We start from the raw sequence: 20,666 nt of genomic DNA, 5'->3' as shown, positions 1-20,666 counted from the left end.
CCTGACTTTGACCCCAGCCTGACCGGCATTCCTTGTGCCCGGGCTAGACCTGAAAGGCTCCACATGCAGTACATCGGCATCAACCACCGCGGGGAATCCTGGGCAGCGGCCCTGGTGGACTCCCGCGTTTTCCCGCTGGCGCCCGTAGGCGAGTTCTGGGCGGACGCCGCCGGCTGGCAAGACAAGTCTGTCTCCCTGATTGCTGGCGCCTCAGCATCCGGTGCTTCAGCAGCCGACGACGGCGGCTGGCTTGAGCGCGTCAGCGTTACCGAAGTGCCGCTGGTGCCCGCATCGGCCCGCGTTATCTGTGTGGGCCTCAACTACAAGGCCCACGCAGCGGAAGGCAGCTACAAGGACCAGGAACTGCCTCCGTACCCCACGCTGTTCGGCCGCTGGACGGCCTCGCTGTCAGTAGGGAACGTGCCCGTGCCCGTACCCTCCGGCGAAGCGGGACTGGACTGGGAAGGCGAAGTGGCGGCGTACGTCGGCCGGCGTGTGGAATCCATGGACGAGGCCGAAGCGGCCGAGGCGGTCTTCGGCTACTCCACGTTCAACGACCTCACGGCCCGCCGGGCGCAGAAGCTCACCACGCAGTGGACCCTGGGCAAGAACGGCGACTTCACCGGACCGCTGGGTCCGCTGGTCAGCCGGGACGAGGTGGGCGACCTCCGTGACGGTCTCCAGGTCCGCACGCGGGTGAACGGCACCGAGGTCCAGAACGGCAACACGCGGGACATGATCTTCTCCGTGCCGGCCATCATCTCGCTGATCAGCCAGACCCTCACCCTCCATCCCGGCGATGTGATCGCCACCGGAACCCCGGAGGGTGTGGGGTACGCCCGCACACCGCAGTGGCTGCTGCAGCCGGGCGACACCGTTGAAGTGGAAATCGACCGCCTCGGCACGCTCACCACTCCCGTCGGCGACATCTCACTCCGTGGCCGTGCCTGATGGTCACCCTGCCAACCGCCTCTCCTGACACGCTGCCGGAGGAGGTGCAGGTCCTGATCTCCGGCGGCGGCCCCAGCGGACTCTTCCTCTCGCTGGACCTCGCATCCCGCGGTATCCCGAGCACGGTGATCGAGCCGCGGACCACCGTGGATCCGGCCCGCCCCCGGGCCAAGACCACCAACGCCCGCACCATGACGCACCTCCGCCGGCTGGGGCTGGCGGACGCACTCCGCGCCGCGGCACCGCTTCCCGTGGACTACGCCCAGGACGTCACCTTCTGCACCGGGCTGGCCGGTCCCGCGGCCCATGAAATCCGGACGTTCCGGCACGCGTTCCAGCTGGTGCCGGGCCGCTACGGGCCGCAGCCTGAATGCGGCCAGCAGGTTCCGCAGCCCGTTTTGGAGGAGGTCCTCCGCGCGGCCGTGGCGGAGGCCCCGTTGGTTACCTTGCTGACCGGGTGGCATGTGCAGGACGTCAGTGTTAATTCCGGAAGTGGTAGTTCAGGGCCGGTTCCTTCCGGAACCGCCAGTACCGGAACCGCCGTCGTGGTGGCGGACGATACCGGACGGACCCGCACCATCACCGCCGACTTTGTGGTCGGGGCCGACGGCGGTTCCTCCGCCGTGCGCCGCAGCCTGGGCATCCGCCTGGAAGGCGGTTCCGCGGAGCTGTCCAACATCAGCATCATGTTCCGCTCGAAGGACCTTGGCCCCATGATCGCGCTGCCACCTGCCGTCCAGTACTGGGTGGTGGGCGGGGAAACCGCGGGAATGGTGGGCCGGATGGACCTGGCCGATACGTGGTGGGCGATCGTGCAGGGCGTGGACGCAGAGGCTGCAGCCGCGCTGGCGGATGACGCCGCCGTCGCCATGGTCCGCGAACTGGTGGCCACAGAGGTGGACGTCGACGTGGTGGCCACCGATCCCTGGACCGCCCGCATGCTTCTTGCCCCCGGCTACGGCCGCGACGGCGTGTTCCTGGTGGGCGACGCAGCGCACCTGAATCCACCGTGGGGCGGGCACGGCTTCAACACGTGCATCGGCGATGCTGCGAACCTTGCGTGGAAGATCGCGGCCAGCCTGGGAGGGTGGGGCGGCCCGGAGCTCCTGGCCAGTTACGGGCTCGAACGCCGTCCGGTGGCGGCGCGGACCATCCGCGACGCCGCCACCAACGGCGAGGCGCTCGCCTACCATTTCGCTGATCCGGCCCTGCGCAGCGCCGGCGGCGACGGCATCCGGGCCAGGCAGGCGGCTTACGAGGCGCTCGCGGTCAAACAGAGCGAGTTCGATTCGCTGGGACTTGTGCTCGGCTACGCCTACGCGGATTCGCCCCTGGTGGTGCCTGACGGTTCGCCGGTTCCCGCTGAGGACCCCATCCGGTACGTCGCTTCGGCCAGCCCGGGGGCCCTGCTGCCGCACGCCTGGTTGGATGACTCAACCTCCCTTTACAGCCTCCTTGGCACCGGCTTCACCCTCCTGGCCGACGCCGCCGCCCTGGGCGGTGTGCCTGAGGTTCACGTTTTTGCGCCGGTCGTCCATGCTGCGGCCTGGCAGGGCATCCCGGTGACCATCACCGCCGTCGGGCCTTCCGACGACGGGACACCGATGGCGGACCTGTGGGGAGCCGACGCGGTGCTGGTCCGTCCGGACCAGCACGTTGCCTGGCGCGGTGCGTCCGCTGAGGCTGCCGCGGCAGCGCTTGCCGTGGCCGCCGGCTGGAGCGCAGCGCCCCGGCATTCGTTCGAGCACAGGCCGGAGCAGAACAGCCCGGCGCAGCACATCTCATCGCAACCCACCGAAAGGGACTCCCGTGTCAGCGCCGTCATTCCGTGAATTCCTGTTCGCTCCGGACCATCCGCGGGTGGCCGGGATCCGCGGCCTCAGCGCCCGTGACTACGCCGAGGCTGCCAAAACCGATTCGTTTGCGGGGCCCATGATCGAGGGCTGGGAGGTGCTCTACCCGGAACCCTTCAAGGGGGTAACGAACGACGGCGTCCTCCGCCCGGGGCTCTATCCGCTCGACCCGGCCAGGGCCGGGGAAGAAGCGCCCACGGCGGCGATGGTGGCAGCCGGCCGGAAGCTGCTGTCTGTTGCAACCCTCGATGAAGTCTCACGGTTGAGCTACGGCGTGGACGCCCACGAGTGGCAGAGCTGGGCGAACCCCGAGTTCATGCAGCACGACACCGGACTGCGCCTTGATGAACTGGACGCCCCGGTCCGGGATGCCGCGCTGGCCGTGGTGGAGGCTAGCCTGAGCCCTGCCGGTTTCGAACTGGCCAGGAACCTCATGCGGATCAACGGATTCCTGGGTGAACTGGTGGGGCTTCCGCTGCTGATGAATGAGTTCAGCTACAACTTCGCCCTGTTCGGTGAGCCGTCCGATGCGGAACCTTGGGGCTGGCAGCTCTTCGGCCACCACGTGGCGCTCAACTGTTTGGTCGCGGGCACGCAGCTGGTGATCTCGCCCGTGTTCCTCGGAGCGGAACCCGACGTCATCGACGCCGGCCCGCACCGGGGCGTCAAGGTCTTCAAGGAACGCATCGCGCTGGCCCGGAAACTGATGGGTGCCCTGCCGGACAGGCTCCGAAAGGAAGCAACGGTGTATGACGCGATGGTGGATCCTGCCATGCCCGAGGGTCGGATCCATCCCGGGGACGAACGCCATCTGGGCGGCTGCTTCCAGGACAACCGGGTGATTCCCTACGAGGGCATTGCGGTCGGCTCGATGCCGCCCGAGGCGCTAGCCGTGCTGGATGACGTGGTGGAGGATTTCATCGCCTACCTGCCGGACGGACCCAGGGCTGCGCGGCGCAGGGAGATCCGGGAACACTACGGCGAGAGCTGGTTCAGCTGGATCGGTGGCTGGGAGGGGCAGGAGGCCTTCTACTTCCGGCTGCAGAGCCCGGTGGTGGTGATGGAGCTGGACCACCACACGGGGGTCTTCCTCAGCAACGACGAGCCGGCGCCGTTCCACATGCACACGGTCCTGCGCACGCCCAACGGCAACGATTATGGCCGCGAACTGGTGCGCCAATTCCCATCGATTGCTCCGTAACAGCCGTTTTCCGGGGCGAAAAGGGCGCCTACGGAGCAATCGATGACCCCCTGAAACCAGAAATGGCCCGGACCTCCTTTCGGAAGTCCGGGCCATTGGCGTTCGTTGGTTCTTCTCAGATGTCCAGGGCAGCCCGACGCTGCGGCGGGGGACCGACGACGGTCAGGTCCATTTCCGCCTGGGCGCGGCCGAAGCCTTCCATGTCCATGTACGGAGTGCCGCCTTCGGTGTACATGTAGTCCTCGGTGGGCTTGTTGAAGTACTCAAAGAAGCCGTTGAAGACCGACGGCGTCAGGAAACCCACCATCTGGGTGTTGTGGGAGTCGAACGCGAAGGAGTGGACGGTTCCGGCCGGCGCGTGCACGAAGTCGCCCTTGGTCAGGAGCATCTCGCGGCCGTTGGCGTAGAGCCACATCCGGCCCTCCGTGCACAGGAAGTTCTCGGTGTGCTCCGCGTGGAAGTGCAGCGGAATGTAGGGCGATTTGGCTCCCTTGGTGTGCACTGCGAAGTAGTTTGAGCCGGTGTTCGCCGGCCTTGAGAGGTAAGTGAACATGGTCTGGTAGCTGACCAGGCGTTCGCCTTCGCCCGCGCTGAGGAAGTACGGGCTCTGGGTGGGCGGAAGGCCGGCGTCCTGCTGGAAGGTAGGTGCAACGCGCTGCACCTCCGGGAACGTGATGCCGAACTCGGCCCCCACTTCCGCCTGCTCCTGTGCGCTGCGTTTGTGGCCCGCGCGCACCGGCGGAACATGCGAATCGATGGGGGTGCCGACGCGTTCGTAGTAGGCCTCGGCGCCGCCGGGGGTCATCCAGTTCAGGAACCGTGTGTAGTGGCTGGCCATGCGGTAGGCGTGCGGGGTTCCTGGAGGAATGACTACGGAGTCGCCGGGCGTGAGGATGCGGCTTTCGCCGGGCAGCCAGACGTGCAGGATGCCGTCGAAGACGTACAGGGTCTTGTGCTCCACCTTGTGGCTGACGAAGGGAGATTCGGCTCCCATCCCGCCCGAGACGTAGGCGGCACTGAAGATGCCGCCGGTGTCCGCCGAACGGGCGATGACGGTGACAAGCTGCCCGTTGATTTCGTATCGGGCGCCCTCGCCGGAAGCCATGTAATAGGGGACAGCCTCGCCGGGCAGCGCGTTCGCCACCGGGAGTTGTGTGTTCATTTCCTCAACGCTGAGGGACATTGGTTCCTTCTTTCCAGTCCGGAGCTTCGCCGTGGCGTGGTCACCAGCATGCCCTCAAACGAAGGGTCGGGGCGTCAGGCTTTCCAATGAGTGAAATACATTTCGGCACTCCGTCAGAGCACGGCAGGGTCACTCGCGTCGGAAGTAGTTGTTTCGTCGGGGTTCTTGTCGTGGGTCGATGTGGGGTGGCGGGATGAACCAGGGGATCCCGGTTTTGACGTGGATCTGCCACTGTTCCTTGTGGATCAGGTGGTGGTGATGGCTGCAGAGCAGNGTCAATGCCCACCACACCGCCCCTTGTCGTGGGTCGATGTGGGGTGGCGGGATGAACCAGGGGATCCCGGTTTTGACGTGGATCTGCCACTGTTCCTTGTGGATCAGGTGGTGGTGATGGCTGCAGAGCAGTGCGCCGTTGTCGGTGCTGGTGGTTCCGCCGTGTGACCAGTAAGAGATGTGGTGGGCCTCGCACCAGGGTGCGGGGATGGTGCAGCCCGGGAACGCGCAGCCCTGGTCGCGGGCGGTGAGGGCTTTGCGGATGTGCGGCGGGAACACCCGGGTGGTCCGGCCGATGTCCAGGATCCGCCCCTGGCTGCCGAGGAGGACGGGGATGATGTCCGCATCGCAGGCGATCTTGCGGGCGGTGGCGGCGGTGACGGGGCCAGTGAACGTAAACGAGCCCCTGCCGGGGGTGCCGGTTTGCCGGTCACTGGTGTGGCCGAGGCGTTCGAGGAGGTCGCGGTAGTCGATGGTGACCATGACCTGGGGCCGGAGTCCGCCCGCTGCGGGGAGCGTGCCGGTGGTCAGGGCTGTTTTGCAGGCATTGACGAGGCCGTCGAGGAGCTGCTGCGGGCGGGTCCGCTGGTCCAGTTCCGGTTCCAAGTCCTGCTCTGCGCCGCTGTCGGCGCCGGCGCCTGGTTGGGTGCGGGGGTTGGTGGCCGTGTTCATCGCGGTGAGAAGGTGTTCGGTTTGCTCCGTGGTGGCCAGGATTTCCATTCGCTGGAGTCCGGGGCGGGGCTGGCGGAGGAACACGCCCTGGCGGTGCCGGAGTTCGGCTTCGGTGGGTTCGGACCCGTCCTGGTCGATCGCGTCCGTCCACTGCCGGGCGATCCGGGCGACGAAGTCGGTGTCCTGCTCCGTCGCGGTGTGGGTCAGGGCGTGTTCCATCCTGGCGGTGGTGTCTTCGGCGGCGTGGTGGCGGACCCGGTCTAACGCCNGGCGGGGCTGGCGGAGGAACACGCCCTGGCGGTGCCGGAGTTCGGCTTCGGTGGGTTCGGACCCGTCCTGGTCGATCGCGTCCGTCCACTGCCGGGCGATCCGGGCGACGAAGTCGGTGTCCTGCTCTGCCGCGGCGCGGGTCAGGGCGTGTTCCATCCTGGCCATGGTGTCCTGGTCGGCGTGGTGTCGGACCCGGTCCAACGCGAGCGTGATGATGGTCGCGGACCGGGAGCCCACGGACCCGGACGCCACAGCCACAGCGAGCTCGGGCTGGTCCGGTGGTTGGGGGTGGCCGGTGATCCCGGTCCCGGGCAGCACCGCCTCCGCCAGTGCCAGCCGGCGGCGGGCTTCGCCGGCACCGATCCGCAACCGGGCCCGGAGGAACTCGGTAGTGTTCCGGCACCCGTCATCGGCCGGGTCCGGGACCCGGGTTTCTTCAGTTGCAGTTCCCGCGGGCGCCTCTGCATCCGGACCACTTGCAGCCGGATCACTCCCTGCATCGGCAGGCTGGCTGCTCGCCCAGCCGATGGGTCCGTGCACGGCAGTCTCGTTACCCCATCCGGTGGTCCAGCCAACCGCGGCACCGAAGCCCGAGACGGCCCGCGCAGCAGCCGAGGCCTGGCGCCGGGTCCGGTCCACAGCCCCGGCCGCGACCACCTGCAGATATTCCAGGGTCCGGGCGATGTCCTCAACGTTCGCCGCGAAGTCGGCAGCCTCCCTGAAGCCCATCAGACCGGCGTCCTCGACCGCCGTCGAACTGGCACGTTTGAGCAGCTCAAGGCTCCGGGGAAGATCACCGGACCCGCCGCCGTCGGACGCCAACGCCTGAGAAGTCTGCAGACTGGCGGGGACACTGCGCAGGCCCGGACCGGAGGCAACCCGAACAGCAGAAGCGGCGGCGGGCAATGCCGCCCACCGCAACGCCCCTCCTGCTGCGAGTTCCCCCAAGACCTCCATGGGACAACTCTGCCGCGGGGGTCCGACAATTTAGCCCCGCCGCCTGGCCCGGCCCCGCCACCACCCCGACGAACAGTCCCGCCAGTCCAGCCAGTCCCGCCAGCCGCGCCGCAAACCAGTCCAGCTACTTCGCGCCGTATCCCTCGTCCGTCACGTGCTCGCCCCACGCTGTTTCCGGGCCCTCCTGGCCTTCGCCCAGGGCTTCCCACATGGCCAGGTGGCACATGAAGTGGTCAGCGGCGGCACCGTGCCAGTGCTCTTCACCAGGCGGCGTGTAGATGGTGTCGCCCGGACGGATCTCAATCACTTCGCCGCCGCGGGCCTGGACGAGGCCGCGGCCTTCGGTGACATGCAGGGTCTGGCCGTTCGCGTGCGAGTGCCACGCAGTGTGCGCGCCCGGGGCGAAGCGGACCATGTTCACGCGCAGCTGCGAGGGTGCCTCGCCCTTCGCAATGACGTCGAACCAGACGTCGCCGGTGAACATTTCCGCCGGTCCTTTGTTGCTTGGCGTTTTGGGCTGGATTTCCAACAGTTCTCCTCAATCGCTGGTTGCCCGCCCCTGTGGGGGCGGCATTCCACCGGTTCAACACTAGGAGCCTTCGAGGGCGGCAGGGAGGCCCTGCCAGTACCTGTATCAACAGAACCTTCCCCGCGCGGTTGCTAAGGGGTTTGCTGGATAGGCAGCGAAAACTTCCTAAGGAGCAGCACCATGGCAACAGAAACCCCGTCGCGGGCCCAGCAGTTGATGGGCGACATCGCGCCCAAGCTAGCCCAGCTCACCGATGATGTCCTGTTCGGCGATGTCTGGGAACGGCCCGGCCTCTCGCCCCGCGACCGCAGCCTGATCACCGTTGCTGCGCTGACGGCGCTCTACCGCACCGGCCAGCTGCCCTCCCACCTGCGGCTCGCCCTCGCGAACGGCGTCACCCCCGATGAACTGGTCGAAATGTTCACCCACCTTGCGTTCTACGCCGGCTGGCCGAACGCCATCACCGCCGTTACGGCGCTCAAGGAAGTTCTTGCAGAACAACAGCTGGCTGAACAGCCGGCGAATGAGCAGCCGACGACGGCGCACGCCGGCTAAGCAGCCCGGTCCAGCTATCCATCGACACCTTAAAAGGATTCCCATGCGCGACGACGGTGCCGTTGGTAGGGTGGGAGCTGCCCAGTACACCGATGTGCCGATGAATTTTGCCACCGTGATGCGCAATATCACCTTGACCGGCGGCGTGGCCCCGGCCCGGGCCTACATCGAAGAACTCATGCCGGACATCCTCTCGGGAACAATCCAGCCCGGCATGGTGTTTGACCACACTGTGGCCCTCGACGACGTCGCTGTCGGCTACCGGGCGATGGCCGACCGCACAGCTCTCAAAGTGCTGATCCGTCCCTGATGCTGATGTTCAGCCACGAACCGAACTTCATACCCAACGAATCCAACGAACACCCAACATTGGAGAACATATTGCTTACCGCTAACGCTTACGCCGCCCCGTCCGCTGACGGAGACCTGATCCCCATCACTATCGAACGCCGCGACGTCGGCCCCCACGATGTGTTGATCGAGATCAAGTACGCCGGTATTTGCCACTCGGACATCCACACCGTCCGCGGTGACTGGGGACCCCAGCAGTACCCGCTGGCACCGGGCCACGAAATCGCCGGAATCGTCACCGAGGTAGGCGCCGAAGTCACCAAGCACACCGTGGGCGACCGCGTCGGCGTCGGCTGCATGGTGAATTCCTGCCGCGAATGCGTCAACTGCCAGAAGGGCGAGGAGCAGTACTGCCTCAAGGGCAACACCGGCACCTACGGTGCAGTGGACCGCGACGGCACCATCACCCAGGGCGGCTACTCCACCCACGTCGTGGTGACCGAAGACTTCGTGGTCCGGATCCCGGAAGGCATCGAGCTCGACGTCGCCGCGCCGCTTCTCTGCGCCGGCATCACCACCTACTCGCCGCTGCGCCACTGGGGTGCGGGCCCGGGCAAGAAGGTGGCCGTCGTCGGACTCGGCGGACTCGGCCACATGGCCGTCAAGATCGCGCACGCCATGGGCGCCGAGGTCACCGTGCTGTCCCAGTCACTTAAGAAGCAGGAAGACGGCCTGAAACTGGGCGCCGACCACTACTACGCCACCAGCGACGAAAACACCTTCGCCGACCTGGCCGGCAGCTTCGACCTGATCATCAACACGGTCAGCGCTTCGATCGACATCAGTTCCTACCTGCAACTGCTGACACTTGACGGCACGCTGGTGAACGTCGGTGCGCCGGCGGAACCGCTCCCGGTGAACGCGTTCGCGCTCATCGGCGGCCGCCGCTCCTTCGCCGGTTCCATGATCGGCGGCATCCGCCAGACCCAGGAAATGCTCGACTTCTGCGCCGAGCACAACCTCGGTGCCGAGATCGAAGTCATCCCGGCCGAGAAGATCAATGAGGCCTACGAACGCGTCCTGGCCTCCGACGTCCGGTACCGCTTTGTGATCGACACCGCGACCCTGAGCTAACTCAGGCCGCGTCGAGCTAGCCAGGCCGCGTCAGCGACCTAAAGCAGTAACAACCGAAAGCAGTGCCGCCCTCAGGAGAGGGCGGCGCTGCTTTTGCGTTTACTGTTTCACCAGCGGAACCGCTACTCCGCAGTCATTACGTGCGTGAAGTGGTCGTAGCGGAGGGTGAGCTGGCCGCCGTCGTGCGCCAGGCTGATGTTCGCGCCATTCGGCGAGCCGCCGGCGCCGTAGCTTACATCCCACGACCGGTTCAGGGCGGCCTTGAACTCGTAGTTGCCGGCGGTCAGGTCCACAGACAGCTTCCACACCAGATCGTCCGGGTCCAGTTTCAGCTGCGCTTGATCGCAGGCGGGCATCCAGTCCTCCGGGCAGCCCAGCTCGGAGTTCATGCTCCCCGCCGCGGCCACGGCGCCGGGCTGTTGTGAGGCGTAGACCGGGCTCAGCACATGCGTGGTGTGGTCGTAGCGGAACGTCACGGACCCTCCCGGATGCTCGAGCACGATGTTCGCACCGTTCATGGCACCCCCAGCGCCGTAGTTCTCGTCCCAGCCACCATTGAGCGCGGCCTTGAACTCATACGTGCCCGCCGGCAGTTCCGGCACGGTCATGCGCCAGACCTTGTCCGCCGGGTCCAGCGTCATAAGGGCCTTTGCGCACGTAGGCTGCCAGTCGTCCGGGCAGCCCATCTCGGAGTTCAGGCTGCCCGCCACGGTCACGGAGTCCGGCTGCGGGATCTCGCCGGCCACCACGGTACGGATGTCGCTGACTACGTTCTCCGCGCCCGGAACGGACATGGTGGCCCGGTAGCGGACTTTCGTGCCGTCTGTGAGGCCCAGCGCCGAGAGGTCGTCGAAGACCGTGTAGGCGGGCGAGGAACTGTCCGATCCGATCGGAGTCCATTCGCCGCCGTCCACACTGCGTTCGAAGTTGACGGTGTAGTCAGCCTTTTCCGGGCTGGCCGTCGCACTGACTTCCACCTTGCCGTCCACACTGCTGCCCTCCGCCGGTTTCTGCATGGCCAGGACCGGGGCGGGAACGGTGCCGCTGCGTGCGGCGCTGAGCGAGGTGTTTCCGCCGTTGTCCAGGACCACCGCGCGGTATTCCACAGCGGTGCCGGGGTTCAGCCCGGTGACGTCGTGGAACACCTGGTACGGGGCGGTGTCGTCCGTCCCGATTGGCTCCCATTCTCCGCCCGCAGTCCGCGCCTGGAAGGTGACCTCGTAGAAGGAGGAACCGTCGACGTCGGCTGACACCCGGATCCTGCCGTTGTCACCTTCCGCCTTGGCCGGCTGCTGAAGGGCGACGGCGGGAGCCGCCTTGGAGTGCGGAATCCGCCCCGACGACTCGTACACCACAGCGGAAAGCGGCGGAACGGTGACGGTGAGCTTGCCGTCGTCGGCCGTCTTGGACTCGGCAGCGGTACTGCCGGTGTCGCCGTAGATCCGGCTGTAGTTGCGCTTGGCGATATAGGTGGGCACCGCGGCGGTCTGGGCGGTCCCGCTGTTGTTCACGGCAACGACGTACTCGCGCTGGTCCTCCGCGTCGGTGCGGGAGAACGCGTAGATCCCCTGGCCCTCGGCGGCATACCGGTTCTGGTGGGCGCCGTTGCGCAGCGCAGGGTGCTCAGCGGTCAGGGCAGCGAGCTCGCTGATCTTGCTGTAGAGCGGGTGGCCGGTATCGAAATTGTCCGTGGCGTGGCTGGCATCTGTGCCCAGCAGGTCGTCGTCCAGGTATTCGGGCACCTGGCTGGCGAAGAGGGTCTGGCGCGCGTCCTGGTCCCCGCCGGGGCCGGTGAAGCCCTGTTCGTCGCCGTAGTACACCACCGGGTTGCCGCGCGAGAAGTACATCAATTCGTGGGCCAGCCGGTCGCGGGCAACGCGTTCGGCGTCGTCCGCGCGGGGGTTGTCCGCGGCGATGAAGCTGCCGATCCGGCCCATGTCGTGGTTGCCCAGGAACGTGGGGAGCTCATAGACGTTGGAGTCGGCATCGGTGTACCAGTCGTCGCCGGCGAAGAACGTCTCCAGCTGGCTGGCGGACTGGCTGCGGGAGGCAAAGTTGCGGGCTGCGTCCTGGAACGGGAAGTCCAGCACGGCCTGCATCTTGTTGCGCGTGGTGAACTGCGAGGTGAAGCTCTTGGAGGTGTCAAAGACTTCTCCGAACATGAAGAACTCGTCCTTGCCCTGTTCCTTGGCGAAATCTAGAACCTTCGGCCCGAACTCCTGCCAGAACTCGTCATTGACGTGCTTCATGGTGTCGATCCGGAAGCCGTCCACGCCGAAATTCTTGATCCAGTCTTCGTAGACCTCCGTCATGCCCTTGACCACTTCCGGGTTCTCCGTGAAGAGGTCGTCCAAGCCGAAGAAATCGCCGTAGAAGGAGTCCTCGCCCTGGAAGGTGGTGTCGCCGCGGTTGTGATAGAGCGTGGGGTCGTTGAGCCAGGAAGGAACCTTGAGGTGCTCTTCGCCTTGGTCCAGGACCGGCGTGTAGGGGAACGACTCTTCCGGGTCCAGTTTCGGGAAGGTGTCCGTTCCGGCGTAGTCGCGGTCGTCGAACACCTTGCCGTCGGCCGTTTTGTATGGCGCTGTGTCCTTGGAAACGTAGGGCGTGCGGGCGCCTTCCTCATAGCCGATCACGTCCGCGGTGTGGTTGGTGATGATGTCGAAGTAGACCTTCATCCCGCGCGAATGCGCTTCGTCGATCAGTGCCTTCAGTTCGGCGTTGGTGCCAAGGTGGGGGTCGATCTGGGTGAAGTCCGTGACCCAGTACCCGTGGTACCCGGCCGACTTGTCCTCCGCCTGGACCGCCTTGTTCTTGAAGCTGGGCGTCAGCCAGATGGACGTGGTGCCCAGGCCCTGGATGTAGTCGATCTTGTCCAGCAGTCCCTTGAGGTCGCCGCCGTTGTAGAAGCCCTTTTTTGTCGAGTCGAAGCCGGAGACCATCGGGTCGCCACCCAGCCCGCCGTCGTCGTTCGCGGTGCTTCCGTTGCTGAAGCGGTCCGCCATCACGAAGTAGAAGTTCTCATCCGTCACTGGTGCGCGGAGGGAGTGGGAGGCCGCCGGCGCGCCGGGGTCTTTCAGCTCCGGCGCCGCATGGGCCGGGGCGGCCAGCGAGGCGGCGGCAACCAGCGCCGCGACCACCGCGGCGACGCCCCTGGCCGGCTGTCTGCAGAGTGGATTCTTGTGGTGTGAACTGCGGAAAAACACGATAAGGAGACCTTCCGGATAGCGGCGGTGCTGTTGTGAAGGATGATGCAGGAGTACGGCATCTGAGAGCCAAGTCACAACTGTAAGCGCTTGCACCGACTTTTTCCAGCAAATCCCAAGGTTGCTTTGCATTCCCTCCCGTTGGGTAGCATGAGACCCACCGACCCGCAGCTGAGGGAGCCTGCTCTTGCCGCCAGAACGCTCATTTCGGCCCGGTTGGGCCGGGTCGACCGGCCATCCGGAGGACGCCGTCCGCCGCCTCAGGGCCGCAGGCTGCGTGTTTGCCGAGGAGGAAGCCGGCCTGCTGACGGACGCTGCCGCCTCGGCCGCGGAGCTGGAAACAATGATCGAACGGCGCGCCGCCGGCCTGCCCCTGGAGCACATCCTAGGCTGGGCGGAATTCTGCGGACTCCGCATCGGTGTCGCCACCGGAGTGTTCGTCCCCCGCCGCCGCACCGAGTTCCTGGTCCGGCAGGCTGAGCAGCTGCTCCGCATGCACGACGGCGGGACTTCCGACGGCGGGCGGCGCGCCGCCGGGCGGGCCGTCGTCGTGGACCTGTGCTGCGGCTCCGGGGCCGTAGGTGTGGCACTGGCAGCCCGGGCTGACGGAATCGAACTGTACGCCTCGGATCTGGATCCGGCCGCAGTACTGTGCGCCACGAGCAACATCGAGCCCTTTGGCGGACACGTCCATGAGGGCGATCTCTTCGAACCGCTGCCGTCCCGGCTGAGGGGCCGAATCGCCGTCGTGGTGGCCAACGCCCCCTACGTGCCCACTGCGGCGATCGGAACCATGCCTCCGGAAGCCCGCACGCACGAACCGCGGATGTCGCTGGACGGCGGTCCGGACGGGCTGGACATCCAGCGGAGGGTCATCGCGGAGGCGCCGGCCTGGCTTGCCCCGGGCGGGCACGTGCTGATCGAAACGAGCCGGGGGCAGGCGAGGCAGACTATCGGACTGATGCGACGGGCAGGGCTTACGGCCCGGCTGGCCAGCGACCCGGACGTGGACGCCACAGTAGCGATCGGCACAGCCGCCGTTGGCAGCGCCGCTCAGACCGGCAGTGGCTCAGAACCGGCAGAGGCTCAGAATCCGGCGGCGGCCGTTTCCTCGGCAGCCCGCTGTGATCCCGTGAGCAGCTCCGAGTAGAACCGGAGGTACTCGCGGACCATCCGCTGGGAACTGAAGCGTTGCTCGGCCGCACGCCGGCAGTCGCTGCGGCGCAGCCCGGCGGCGCCCTGAAGTGCCTCCGCGAGGGCCTCGACGCTGTCCGCCAGGAACCCTGTTTCGCCGTCGTTGATGATTTCCGGAGCGGACCCCCGGCGGGTGGCCACCACCGGGGTGCCGGTGGCCAGGGCCTCGATCATCACCATCCCGAAAGGTTCCGGCCACTGGATCGGGTTCAGGAGGGCCACGGACTCGCCAAGCAGCCGGTATTTGTCCGCCGTCCCCAGCTCGCCGAGGTATTCAACGTCCGCGCCCAGGAGGGGTTCGATCACGTCGTGGAAGTAGTCCAGCTCAAACGGCTCACGCATCTTCGCGCCGATCCGCAACGGGATGCCCGCTCGGCGCGCCACCATGATGGCCTGCAGGAGGCCTTTGTTCGGATGCATCCGTCCCAGGAAGCATGCTCCGTCGTTGTGCGACGGGCTGTACCGGATGCCCCGGACGTCAATCCCGTGGTGGATCACGGCGTCCACCTTTACCCCGCAGGCCGTGGAGGCCTGATGGTGCGAGATGGCCACGAGTGCTGTCTCCCGTTGCATGGCACGGTAGATCAGCGTCAGTTCGTCGTCGAAGGGCCCGTGCAACGTGGTGACGCGGGGAACGTCGGGCCTGTCCCGCTGGCACAGCGGACCGAGCAGCGTGTGGTCGTGGATGATGTCCACGTCCGCCATGGATTCGTAGGCACGCAGGACGTGCAGGATCTCCTGCCGTCCCGAGTCCATGCTGAGTTCGGACGAGTCGGAGAGGCCCGGAACCCTCGGAACGGGACACGTGCTGTCGCTCGAGGCGGCAAGCACAACATCGTGCCCTGCCTCCGCGAGCCCCGCGGCAAGGGTGTGGACCACGGATTCCGTCCCGCCGTAGCTCGGCGGGGGAACGGGAATCCATGGTGGTGCCAGGATGCCAATATGCATAGTGCCTCCTACATCAGCCGGCCCTCCGGCCGGGGTCATGGCGGACCCGGATGAGGTCCGCCAGGGGTTCCTGCGTCCCCAGGTGCAGTTCAATTGAGGCCGGCAGCCCCGTCACGTGGGCGGCGTTACGCGAAACCTCGATGGTCAGGCGGGAACCTGCCAGCGGCACTTGTTCCTTCTTCAGGTAGCCGAATCCTTCCGGGAAGGCAGGGCTCAACCAGAGCCGGCCGGTAGGTGCAGAAGGATCAAGGCGCAGCAGGACGCGGATGAGGTGGATGGGACTGGCCGACGCCCAGGCCTGCGGAGAGCACGACGACGGATAGGACACCGGGGGCCTGCCTGATTCGCGCGGGAAACCGCAGAAAAGCTCGGGCAGCCTGCCGCCGAATGCCTCCGCGGCGTCGAAGAGGGCCATGGCCACCCGCTGCGATTCTTCGATGAAGCCGTACCTCATCAGCCCGGCAGCAATCAGGGCGTTGTCATGCGGCCACACGGAGCCGTTGTGGTAACTCACGGGATTGAACGCGCCCATGGTCGAAGCCAATGTGCGGACACCCCAGCCGGAAAACATGTCCGGTTCCATCAGGCGCTGGGCCACGAGGGGTGCCTTCTCGTCATCGACGATTCCCGACCACAGGCAATGCCCCATGTTGGAGGCGCAAGCATCCACGGGCCGTTTGTCCTTATCCAGGGCCACCGCGAAGTACCCGCGCTTCGGCAGCCAGAATCTGCGGTTGAACTCCTCCTTCAGTGCTGCGGCACGGTCACCCCAGCTGCGGGCAAGCGCGCCGTCACCGGCGTCGAGGGCAAGCAGGGCACGGGCCACGTACGCGCTATAGGTATAGCCCTGGACCTCGCACAAAGCGATGGGCGGTTCGGCGAGGGTCCCGTCCGCAAAGTTGATTCCGTCGTAGGAGTCCTTCCAACCCTGGTTGAGGAGGCCGTGCCGTGTGGCGCGCTCATATTCCACAAAACCGTCCCCGTCACGGTCCCCGTAGTTTGTGATCCAGTCCAGCGCACGGTCCGCGTTGGGGAGGAGTTCCTGCACGGCCCGCGGCTCCAGTCCCCAGCGGCTGATTTCACCCAGCAGGGTGACGAACAGCGGGGTGGCGTCCACCGTCCCGTAGTACGTCTTGGCGCCGCCCAACGACAGGGCGGCGCCTGAACCGAGGCGCACCTCGTGGAGGATCCGTCCGGGTTCCTCCTCAGTGAGCTTGTTGATCTTTTGGCCCTGGTATTCGGCAAGCGTCTGCAGCGTACCCAGGGCAATGGCGGGATCAACCGGAAGCGCCATCAGCGAGGTAAGCAGGGAGTCGCGGCCGAAGAGCGCCATGAACCACGGTGCGCCCGCCGCGACCACGGTGCGGTCCGGATGGGCGGGGTCTGCAATCCGCAGGGAGCCCAGATCCCGCTGGCTCTGGCGCAGGATCCTTTCGAGCGAGGGGTTGTCCATGCTGATCACCGGCGCAGCGGCGCCCCAGGTCCGGTGGCGGAGGGCGGGAGCCGATTCGTGTTGCGGTGTGCTGGCGGAGAACCTGCCCGCGGGTTCGCTGCCGTCGGAGCTGGGTGTCACCACTATGGTCGCGGTCCATGAACCCTTCGCGGGAACAGTCACCTTGTACATCACGCCGTGGCGGTTCACGTCTGCCCCGGGCGCGCGTACTGTCACGCCCAGCAACCTGTTGTTGTGGCGGCCGCTGATAACCAGCCGGTCGCCTTCCGGCCGGTGGGAGGGGCGCAGTTGGCGGGTTTTCCTGCCGGCCTTGACCTCGAACAGGTCCGCGAAGTCCGCCTCCACCGCCAATTTGACGCTGCAGGGCGCCGGGGAGTTGGAATAGTTGCGCACGGTCAGGGTCTCGCGGATGCCGTCGCCCACCTGCCGGTCCCGCTCAATGACCATGGGCCGGTCGGCGGCCCCGTCAGGCTGCGGCGCTCGGCCGGTGAAGACGGCCCGGTACGGTTCCGGGGTCACCGCCATGAGCCCTTCCACCACGTGGTTGTTCACCAGCAGGTTCCAGCGGGACAGGATCCTTGTGTCCTGGTAGAAAACACCATGGGCCATGCCGGGATCAAGGTCGCCGTTGCCGGCGGAAATGAAGAAAGACGATCCTTCAACGATGGTCACGGCGTTGTGGCCGATTGAACCGGCCGTGTCCAGGTTCCAGCCGTTCATGGCCGCCGCCGGGCAACAGCCCGCACCGCAGCAGCCGGGAAGGCGGGGGCCAGGCGTCGAAAGCTCATGAATTCACTCCGGACCGAGGATTCAATGGCTGACTGCTTAGCCATCCACATTCTAGAATTCCGCGCCGTCCCCCGGCAAGGTTCTTTGGACCCTTGCGGCGGACCGCTGCGGCGGACGCTTGGCTACCCGAGGACGGGCCGTTGTGAACCCGGCTGATGGAGCGCGAGCCCAGGGTGGCAAGGCCGGGCAATACTGGCAGAAACGGGCCGACCCGCCCGGAACCAAGGGTCCGGACGGGTCGGTGTGACTGCTGTCGGGTTTGTTAGGTCCGCTGAGGGTTCGTGTTGATGGCGGCGCCGGCGGGCGTGGCCCCGCCTTCGTCGGACCAGTCCTGGCCGGTTGAGTCATTGCGGGCCGGATCGCTGGTGACGTCGGGGACGTTGCCATCCGCAGTGCCCAGATTGACGGTCTCCGGATGCGTGCTGTGGGACGGCACGTAGTCGCCGGCGGGCAAGTCGCTTTCTGCCGCGGGAACTGCGGTTTTAGCCGTGTGGTCCGGAGCGCCTGCCTTGTCGCGGTGGACAGCGGAACTGATGACCGTGCCTGCACGGCGGGCTGCCTCGGTCAGCTGGTCTGACACTTCGGGGGCCTTTTCCTTGACCGCTTCGGTTGCTGCCGCGACTTTGTCCTGGACCGGTTTGCTGTCCCAGAGCGCCGCAGCCCTCGCCTTGATTTTCTCGTAGGCGGCGCGGCCGGACCTGGAGCCCAGGACGAAGCCCGCTGCTACTCCGGTACCGAAAAGAAGTTTTGCTTTCATGATGTACTCCTGCTCCGTGAGAATCCGTATTCGGGCGAATCCGTGCGCGGGTGAACCCCGTAGGGGAACGCCCGTAGATACAAGGCCGTAGATACAAGGCCGTGGATGAGGGGGCCATAAATGGAAAAACGGCCCCAGGAAAAATCCCGGGGCCGTTTCTCAGGCCGGACTCCGCTTTAGCGGGCCGTGCGCTTGGTGATCATGCCGTAAACAAGCAGGACGATGATCGCGCCGCCAATGGCCAGCAGCCAAGTGGACAGCGAGAAGAACTCGTTGATGCCAACACCGAAGAGCAGGCTGCCAATCCAGCCGCCGAGGAATGCACCTACGACGCCCAGGAGCAGGGTGATGAAAATGCCACCGCCCTGACGGCCGGGGAGGATTGCCTTAGCGATTGCTCCGGCGATAAGGCCCAGAATCAGAAATGCGAAAAAACCCATTTTATCGTTCCTTCTTCTTTCATTGAGGAGGTGCCCGGATCCCGGGCACGCTACATCCTTCTACCTAATACTAATCATGCTTAGTATTAATCTGCCAGTCGGCGGACCTGTGAATTTCTGGGAGCGCCGATTTTCAGTGGCCTTGAACGTCGGAATTAACCCCGGCCTCGTCACCTCCGTCCAGCGTTGCAATGGCGGATGTGTCGTCCGCGTCCAACGCAAAACCGAAGATGTCCAGGTTCTCTTTCATGCGCTGTGGATTGGCCGATTTGGGGATGGCGACGAGGCCCTGGTCGATATGCCAGCGGAGTACTATCTGGCCGGGGGTTTTGCCATGCTTTTCGGCGATCTTCCCTAGTACTGGGGCGTTCAGGAGGTCGCTGCCCGCACCCAGCGGGCTGTATGACTCGGTGACGATCCCATGCCGTCTGTTGTAGGCGATGTCCACTATCCGGGTGACAGCCGGGCTGACCTGGATCTGGTTGACGGCCGGCACAACATCGCACTCGGCCATGAGCCGTTCCAGGTGCGCCGGCTTGAAGTTGGAGACGCCGATTGACCGTGCTTTTCCGTCGGCCTGCAACCGTTCAAAAGTTTTCCACGTTGAGATGAATTCATCCCGCCGGGGGAGCGGCCAGTGGATCAAAAGCAGATCCACGTAGTCCAGTCCGAGGCGCTTGAGTGATCCCTCCAGTCCTGCCAGGGCCCTCTCCTGGCCTTGGAATTCACCGTCCAGTTTGGTGGTGATGAACACTTCCGACCGGTCCAGGCCGCTGGCTCGGATGCCGTTCCCCACGCCTTTTTCATTGCCGTATTTCACCGCGGTGTCGATATGCCGGTACCCGGCTTCCACGGCGTCCACGACGGCGGCAGCCACCTGCTGGTCGTCCAGCGGCCAGGTCCCCAGCCCGATCTGGGGAATCCTGTGTCCGTCATTGAGCTCAATCACTGGTGAAAGCGCCATCTCAAAAGTCTTTCCTATCGGAGCCGCTTTGGACAGATGTCAAAAGGCACGGTCTGCCAACGATTTACCAGGCGTAGTCTTCCGGGGCGGTGCGGTGGCCGGGGAAGATGTCATCGAGGCGCTTGAGCGCATCAGCGTCAAGCTTCACGTCGAGGGTCCGGATGGCGGCGTCGAGCTGTTCCTGTGTACGGGGACCGACGATCGGTGCGGTGACCGCGGGCTGGTGCAACAGCCACGCGAGTGCGACGTCGCCCGGCTCATGGCCGAGGTCGTCGGCCAGGTCCTCGTACTGGCGGATCTGGTCCTGGTGCTTCTTCAGCGTCTCGGCCGCCCGCCCTTCGGTGCGGCGGACGCCGTCGCGCTCTTTCTTCAGCACGCCGCCCAGCAAACCGCCGTGCAGCGGCGACCAGGGGATCAGCCCCAGCCCGTACTGCTGCGCGGCAGGGATGACTTCCAGCTCCAGGTTGCGGGTCAGGAGGTTGTAGATGGACTGCTCGCTGACCAGGCCGGTGAAGTTGCGGCGGGCAGCGGACTCCTGTGCCTGGGCGATGTGCCAGCCGGCGAAGTTGCTGCTGCCCGCGTAGAGGATCTTCCCCTGCTGGACGGCCACGTCCATGGCCTGCCAGATTTCGTCCCAGGGCGTGTTCCGGTCGACGTGGTGGAACTGGTAGATGTCGATGTAATCCGTCTGGAGCCGCTTGAGGCTGGCGTCCAGCGCCCGCCTGATGTTCAGGGCGGACAGCTTGGACTCGTTGGGCCGGTCCGTCATGGTGCCGTAGAGCTTGGTGGCCAGCACGGTGCGTTCGCGGCGCTCGCCGCCCTGGGCAAACCAGCGGCCAATGATTTCCTCTGTCCAGCCGCGGCGGCCGGTGCCGCCATAGACGTTGGCGGTGTCAAAGAAGTTGATGCCGGACTCCAACGCGGAGTCCATGATGGAGTGCGCGGCCGCTTCTTCGGTCTGCGGGCCGAAGTTCATCGTGCCGAGGCACAGGCGGGAGACCTGCAGGCCGGAGCGGCCAAGGTGGGTGTACTGCATGGTGACGTCCTGT

The 20,666-nt window shown here is 66.0% G+C and carries 17 protein-coding genes and 1 pseudogene; 7 read left to right on the top strand and 11 right to left on the bottom strand.

Translation table 11 applies throughout. From position 1 onward, the window contains the following. The first annotated feature begins 63 nt into the window (after positions 1 to 63). Genes ASF98_RS11470 through ASF98_RS11460 form a run of 3 tightly spaced genes read left to right on the top strand, consistent with a single transcriptional unit; the run spans position 64 to position 4,005 of the window. Positions 64 to 951 (top strand): fumarylacetoacetate hydrolase family protein, encoded by an 888-nt coding sequence (locus ASF98_RS11470; protein ID WP_055801663.1) that lies wholly within the window; start codon positions 64 to 66, stop codon positions 949 to 951. Next, complete coding sequence (locus ASF98_RS11465) at positions 951 to 2,783, top strand: FAD-dependent monooxygenase (RefSeq protein WP_055801661.1); 1,833 nt, start codon at positions 951 to 953, stop codon at positions 2,781 to 2,783. Before ASF98_RS11470 ends, ASF98_RS11465 begins: the two co-directional genes overlap by 1 nt. Beyond that, positions 2,761 to 4,005 (top strand): DUF3500 domain-containing protein, encoded by a 1,245-nt coding sequence (locus tag ASF98_RS11460; RefSeq protein ID WP_055801658.1) that lies wholly within the window; start codon positions 2,761 to 2,763, stop codon positions 4,003 to 4,005. The genes ASF98_RS11465 and ASF98_RS11460 overlap by 23 nt, the downstream gene beginning before the upstream one ends. Positions 4,006 to 4,120: 115 nt before the next feature. Here the strand turns inward: ASF98_RS11460 and ASF98_RS11455 are convergent, their stop codons facing one another. The 4 genes and pseudogenes from ASF98_RS11455 to ASF98_RS11445 all read right to left on the bottom strand — a co-directional run bounded on the left by ASF98_RS11455 (position 4,121) and on the right by ASF98_RS11445 (position 7,889). Further along, entirely contained in the window at positions 4,121 to 5,188 is a 1,068-nt protein-coding gene (locus ASF98_RS11455) for a quercetin 2,3-dioxygenase (protein WP_055801655.1), read from the bottom strand. Between the two features lie 274 nt (positions 5,189 to 5,462). Then, positions 5,463 to 6,401: pseudogene (locus tag ASF98_RS24795) on the bottom strand (DUF222 domain-containing protein); the annotation flags it as partial. 1 nt (position 6,402) lies between these two features. Further along, a partial coding sequence (locus tag ASF98_RS24790; protein ID WP_235505872.1) for a DUF222 domain-containing protein occupies positions 6,403 to 7,132 on the bottom strand: 730 nt, incomplete at its 3' end. A gap of 352 nt (positions 7,133 to 7,484) precedes the next feature. After that, positions 7,485 to 7,889 carry a (R)-mandelonitrile lyase gene (locus ASF98_RS11445; RefSeq protein WP_055801653.1) on the bottom strand — a complete coding sequence of 135 codons (405 nt, stop codon included), beginning with the start codon at positions 7,887 to 7,889 and terminating at the stop codon, positions 7,485 to 7,487. A gap of 180 nt (positions 7,890 to 8,069) precedes the next feature. Here ASF98_RS11445 and ASF98_RS11440 point away from each other — a divergent pair, with 180 nt between their 5' ends. From ASF98_RS11440 to ASF98_RS11430, 3 genes are all read left to right on the top strand, one after another. Beyond that, complete coding sequence (locus ASF98_RS11440) at positions 8,070 to 8,444, top strand: carboxymuconolactone decarboxylase family protein (protein ID WP_055801650.1); 375 nt, start codon at positions 8,070 to 8,072, stop codon at positions 8,442 to 8,444. A 43-nt stretch (positions 8,445 to 8,487) separates the two neighbouring features. Then, complete coding sequence (locus ASF98_RS11435; protein WP_055801647.1) at positions 8,488 to 8,754, top strand: hypothetical protein; 267 nt, start codon at positions 8,488 to 8,490, stop codon at positions 8,752 to 8,754. A gap of 71 nt (positions 8,755 to 8,825) precedes the next feature. Continuing rightward, positions 8,826 to 9,869: an NAD(P)-dependent alcohol dehydrogenase gene (locus ASF98_RS11430; protein ID WP_055802439.1), complete on the top strand. Its 1,044-nt coding sequence runs from the start codon at positions 8,826 to 8,828 to the stop codon at positions 9,867 to 9,869. Positions 9,870 to 9,991: 122 nt separating this feature from the next. Here the strand turns inward: ASF98_RS11430 and ASF98_RS11425 are convergent, their stop codons facing one another. Next, entirely contained in the window at positions 9,992 to 13,006 is a 3,015-nt protein-coding gene (locus ASF98_RS11425; protein ID WP_055801644.1) for an alpha-amylase family glycosyl hydrolase, read from the bottom strand. Between the two features lie 343 nt (positions 13,007 to 13,349). Between ASF98_RS11425 and ASF98_RS11420 the strand changes: the two genes are divergently transcribed. Beyond that, the gene (locus tag ASF98_RS11420) at positions 13,350 to 14,222 is read left to right on the top strand and encodes a putative protein N(5)-glutamine methyltransferase (protein WP_235505827.1); all 873 of its coding nucleotides are present in this window, start codon (positions 13,350 to 13,352) and stop codon (positions 14,220 to 14,222) included. On the opposite strand, the gene ASF98_RS11415 is transcribed toward ASF98_RS11420, so the two are convergent. From ASF98_RS11415 to ASF98_RS11390, 6 genes are all read right to left on the bottom strand, one after another. Continuing rightward, positions 14,159 to 15,214 (bottom strand): glycosyltransferase family 4 protein, encoded by a 1,056-nt coding sequence (locus ASF98_RS11415; protein WP_055802438.1) that lies wholly within the window; start codon positions 15,212 to 15,214, stop codon positions 14,159 to 14,161. The genes ASF98_RS11420 and ASF98_RS11415 overlap by 64 nt on opposite strands. Before the next feature lie 13 nt (positions 15,215 to 15,227). Beyond that, on the bottom strand, positions 15,228 to 17,387 hold the full coding sequence (locus ASF98_RS11410) for an amylo-alpha-1,6-glucosidase (RefSeq protein ID WP_055801643.1): 2,160 nt from the start codon (positions 17,385 to 17,387) through the stop codon (positions 15,228 to 15,230). A 331-nt stretch (positions 17,388 to 17,718) separates the two neighbouring features. Then, a complete protein-coding gene (locus ASF98_RS11405) occupies positions 17,719 to 18,213 on the bottom strand; it encodes a YtxH domain-containing protein (protein ID WP_055801640.1) in 495 nt (164 codons plus the stop codon). A gap of 176 nt (positions 18,214 to 18,389) precedes the next feature. After that, the gene (locus ASF98_RS11400) at positions 18,390 to 18,653 is read right to left on the bottom strand and encodes a GlsB/YeaQ/YmgE family stress response membrane protein (protein ID WP_011690132.1); all 264 of its coding nucleotides are present in this window, start codon (positions 18,651 to 18,653) and stop codon (positions 18,390 to 18,392) included. A 133-nt stretch (positions 18,654 to 18,786) separates the two neighbouring features. Then, entirely contained in the window at positions 18,787 to 19,617 is an 831-nt protein-coding gene (locus tag ASF98_RS11395; RefSeq protein ID WP_055801637.1) for an aldo/keto reductase, read from the bottom strand. A 64-nt stretch (positions 19,618 to 19,681) separates the two neighbouring features. Further along, a complete protein-coding gene (locus ASF98_RS11390) occupies positions 19,682 to 20,653 on the bottom strand; it encodes an aldo/keto reductase (protein ID WP_055801634.1) in 972 nt (323 codons plus the stop codon). Positions 20,654 to 20,666: the final 13 nt, after the last annotated feature.

The sequence above is a fragment of the Arthrobacter sp. Leaf337 genome, from assembly GCF_001423745.1.
Taxonomy (GTDB): Bacteria; Actinomycetota; Actinomycetes; order Actinomycetales; family Micrococcaceae; genus Arthrobacter.
The sequence above is the reverse complement of the archived record's forward strand: the minus strand, read 5'-3'. Positions and strand labels throughout refer to the sequence as shown.

Bases quoted from the DNA above. Each gene is read 5' to 3' on its own strand.
- ASF98_RS11395 (WP_055801637.1), bottom strand. From the start codon at position 19,617: ATGGCGCTTTCACCAGTGATTGAGCTCAATGACGGACACAGGATTCCC.
- ASF98_RS11470 (WP_055801663.1), top strand. From the start codon at position 64: ATGCAGTACATCGGCATCAACCACCGCGGGGAATCCTGGGCAGCGGCC.
- ASF98_RS11465 (WP_055801661.1), top strand. From the start codon at position 951: ATGGTCACCCTGCCAACCGCCTCTCCTGACACGCTGCCGGAGGAGGTG.
- ASF98_RS11435 (WP_055801647.1), top strand. From the start codon at position 8,488: ATGCGCGACGACGGTGCCGTTGGTAGGGTGGGAGCTGCCCAGTACACC.
- ASF98_RS11455 (WP_055801655.1), bottom strand. From the start codon at position 5,188: ATGTCCCTCAGCGTTGAGGAAATGAACACACAACTCCCGGTGGCGAAC.
- ASF98_RS11390 (WP_055801634.1), bottom strand. From the start codon at position 20,653: ATGCAGTACACCCACCTTGGCCGCTCCGGCCTGCAGGTCTCCCGCCTG.
- ASF98_RS11440 (WP_055801650.1), top strand. From the start codon at position 8,070: ATGGCAACAGAAACCCCGTCGCGGGCCCAGCAGTTGATGGGCGACATC.
- ASF98_RS11410 (WP_055801643.1), bottom strand. From the start codon at position 17,387: ATGAACGGCTGGAACCTGGACACGGCCGGTTCAATCGGCCACAACGCC.
- ASF98_RS11405 (WP_055801640.1), bottom strand. From the start codon at position 18,213: ATGAAAGCAAAACTTCTTTTCGGTACCGGAGTAGCAGCGGGCTTCGTC.
- ASF98_RS11415 (WP_055802438.1), bottom strand. From the start codon at position 15,214: ATGCATATTGGCATCCTGGCACCACCATGGATTCCCGTTCCCCCGCCG.
- ASF98_RS11400 (WP_011690132.1), bottom strand. From the start codon at position 18,653: ATGGGTTTTTTCGCATTTCTGATTCTGGGCCTTATCGCCGGAGCAATC.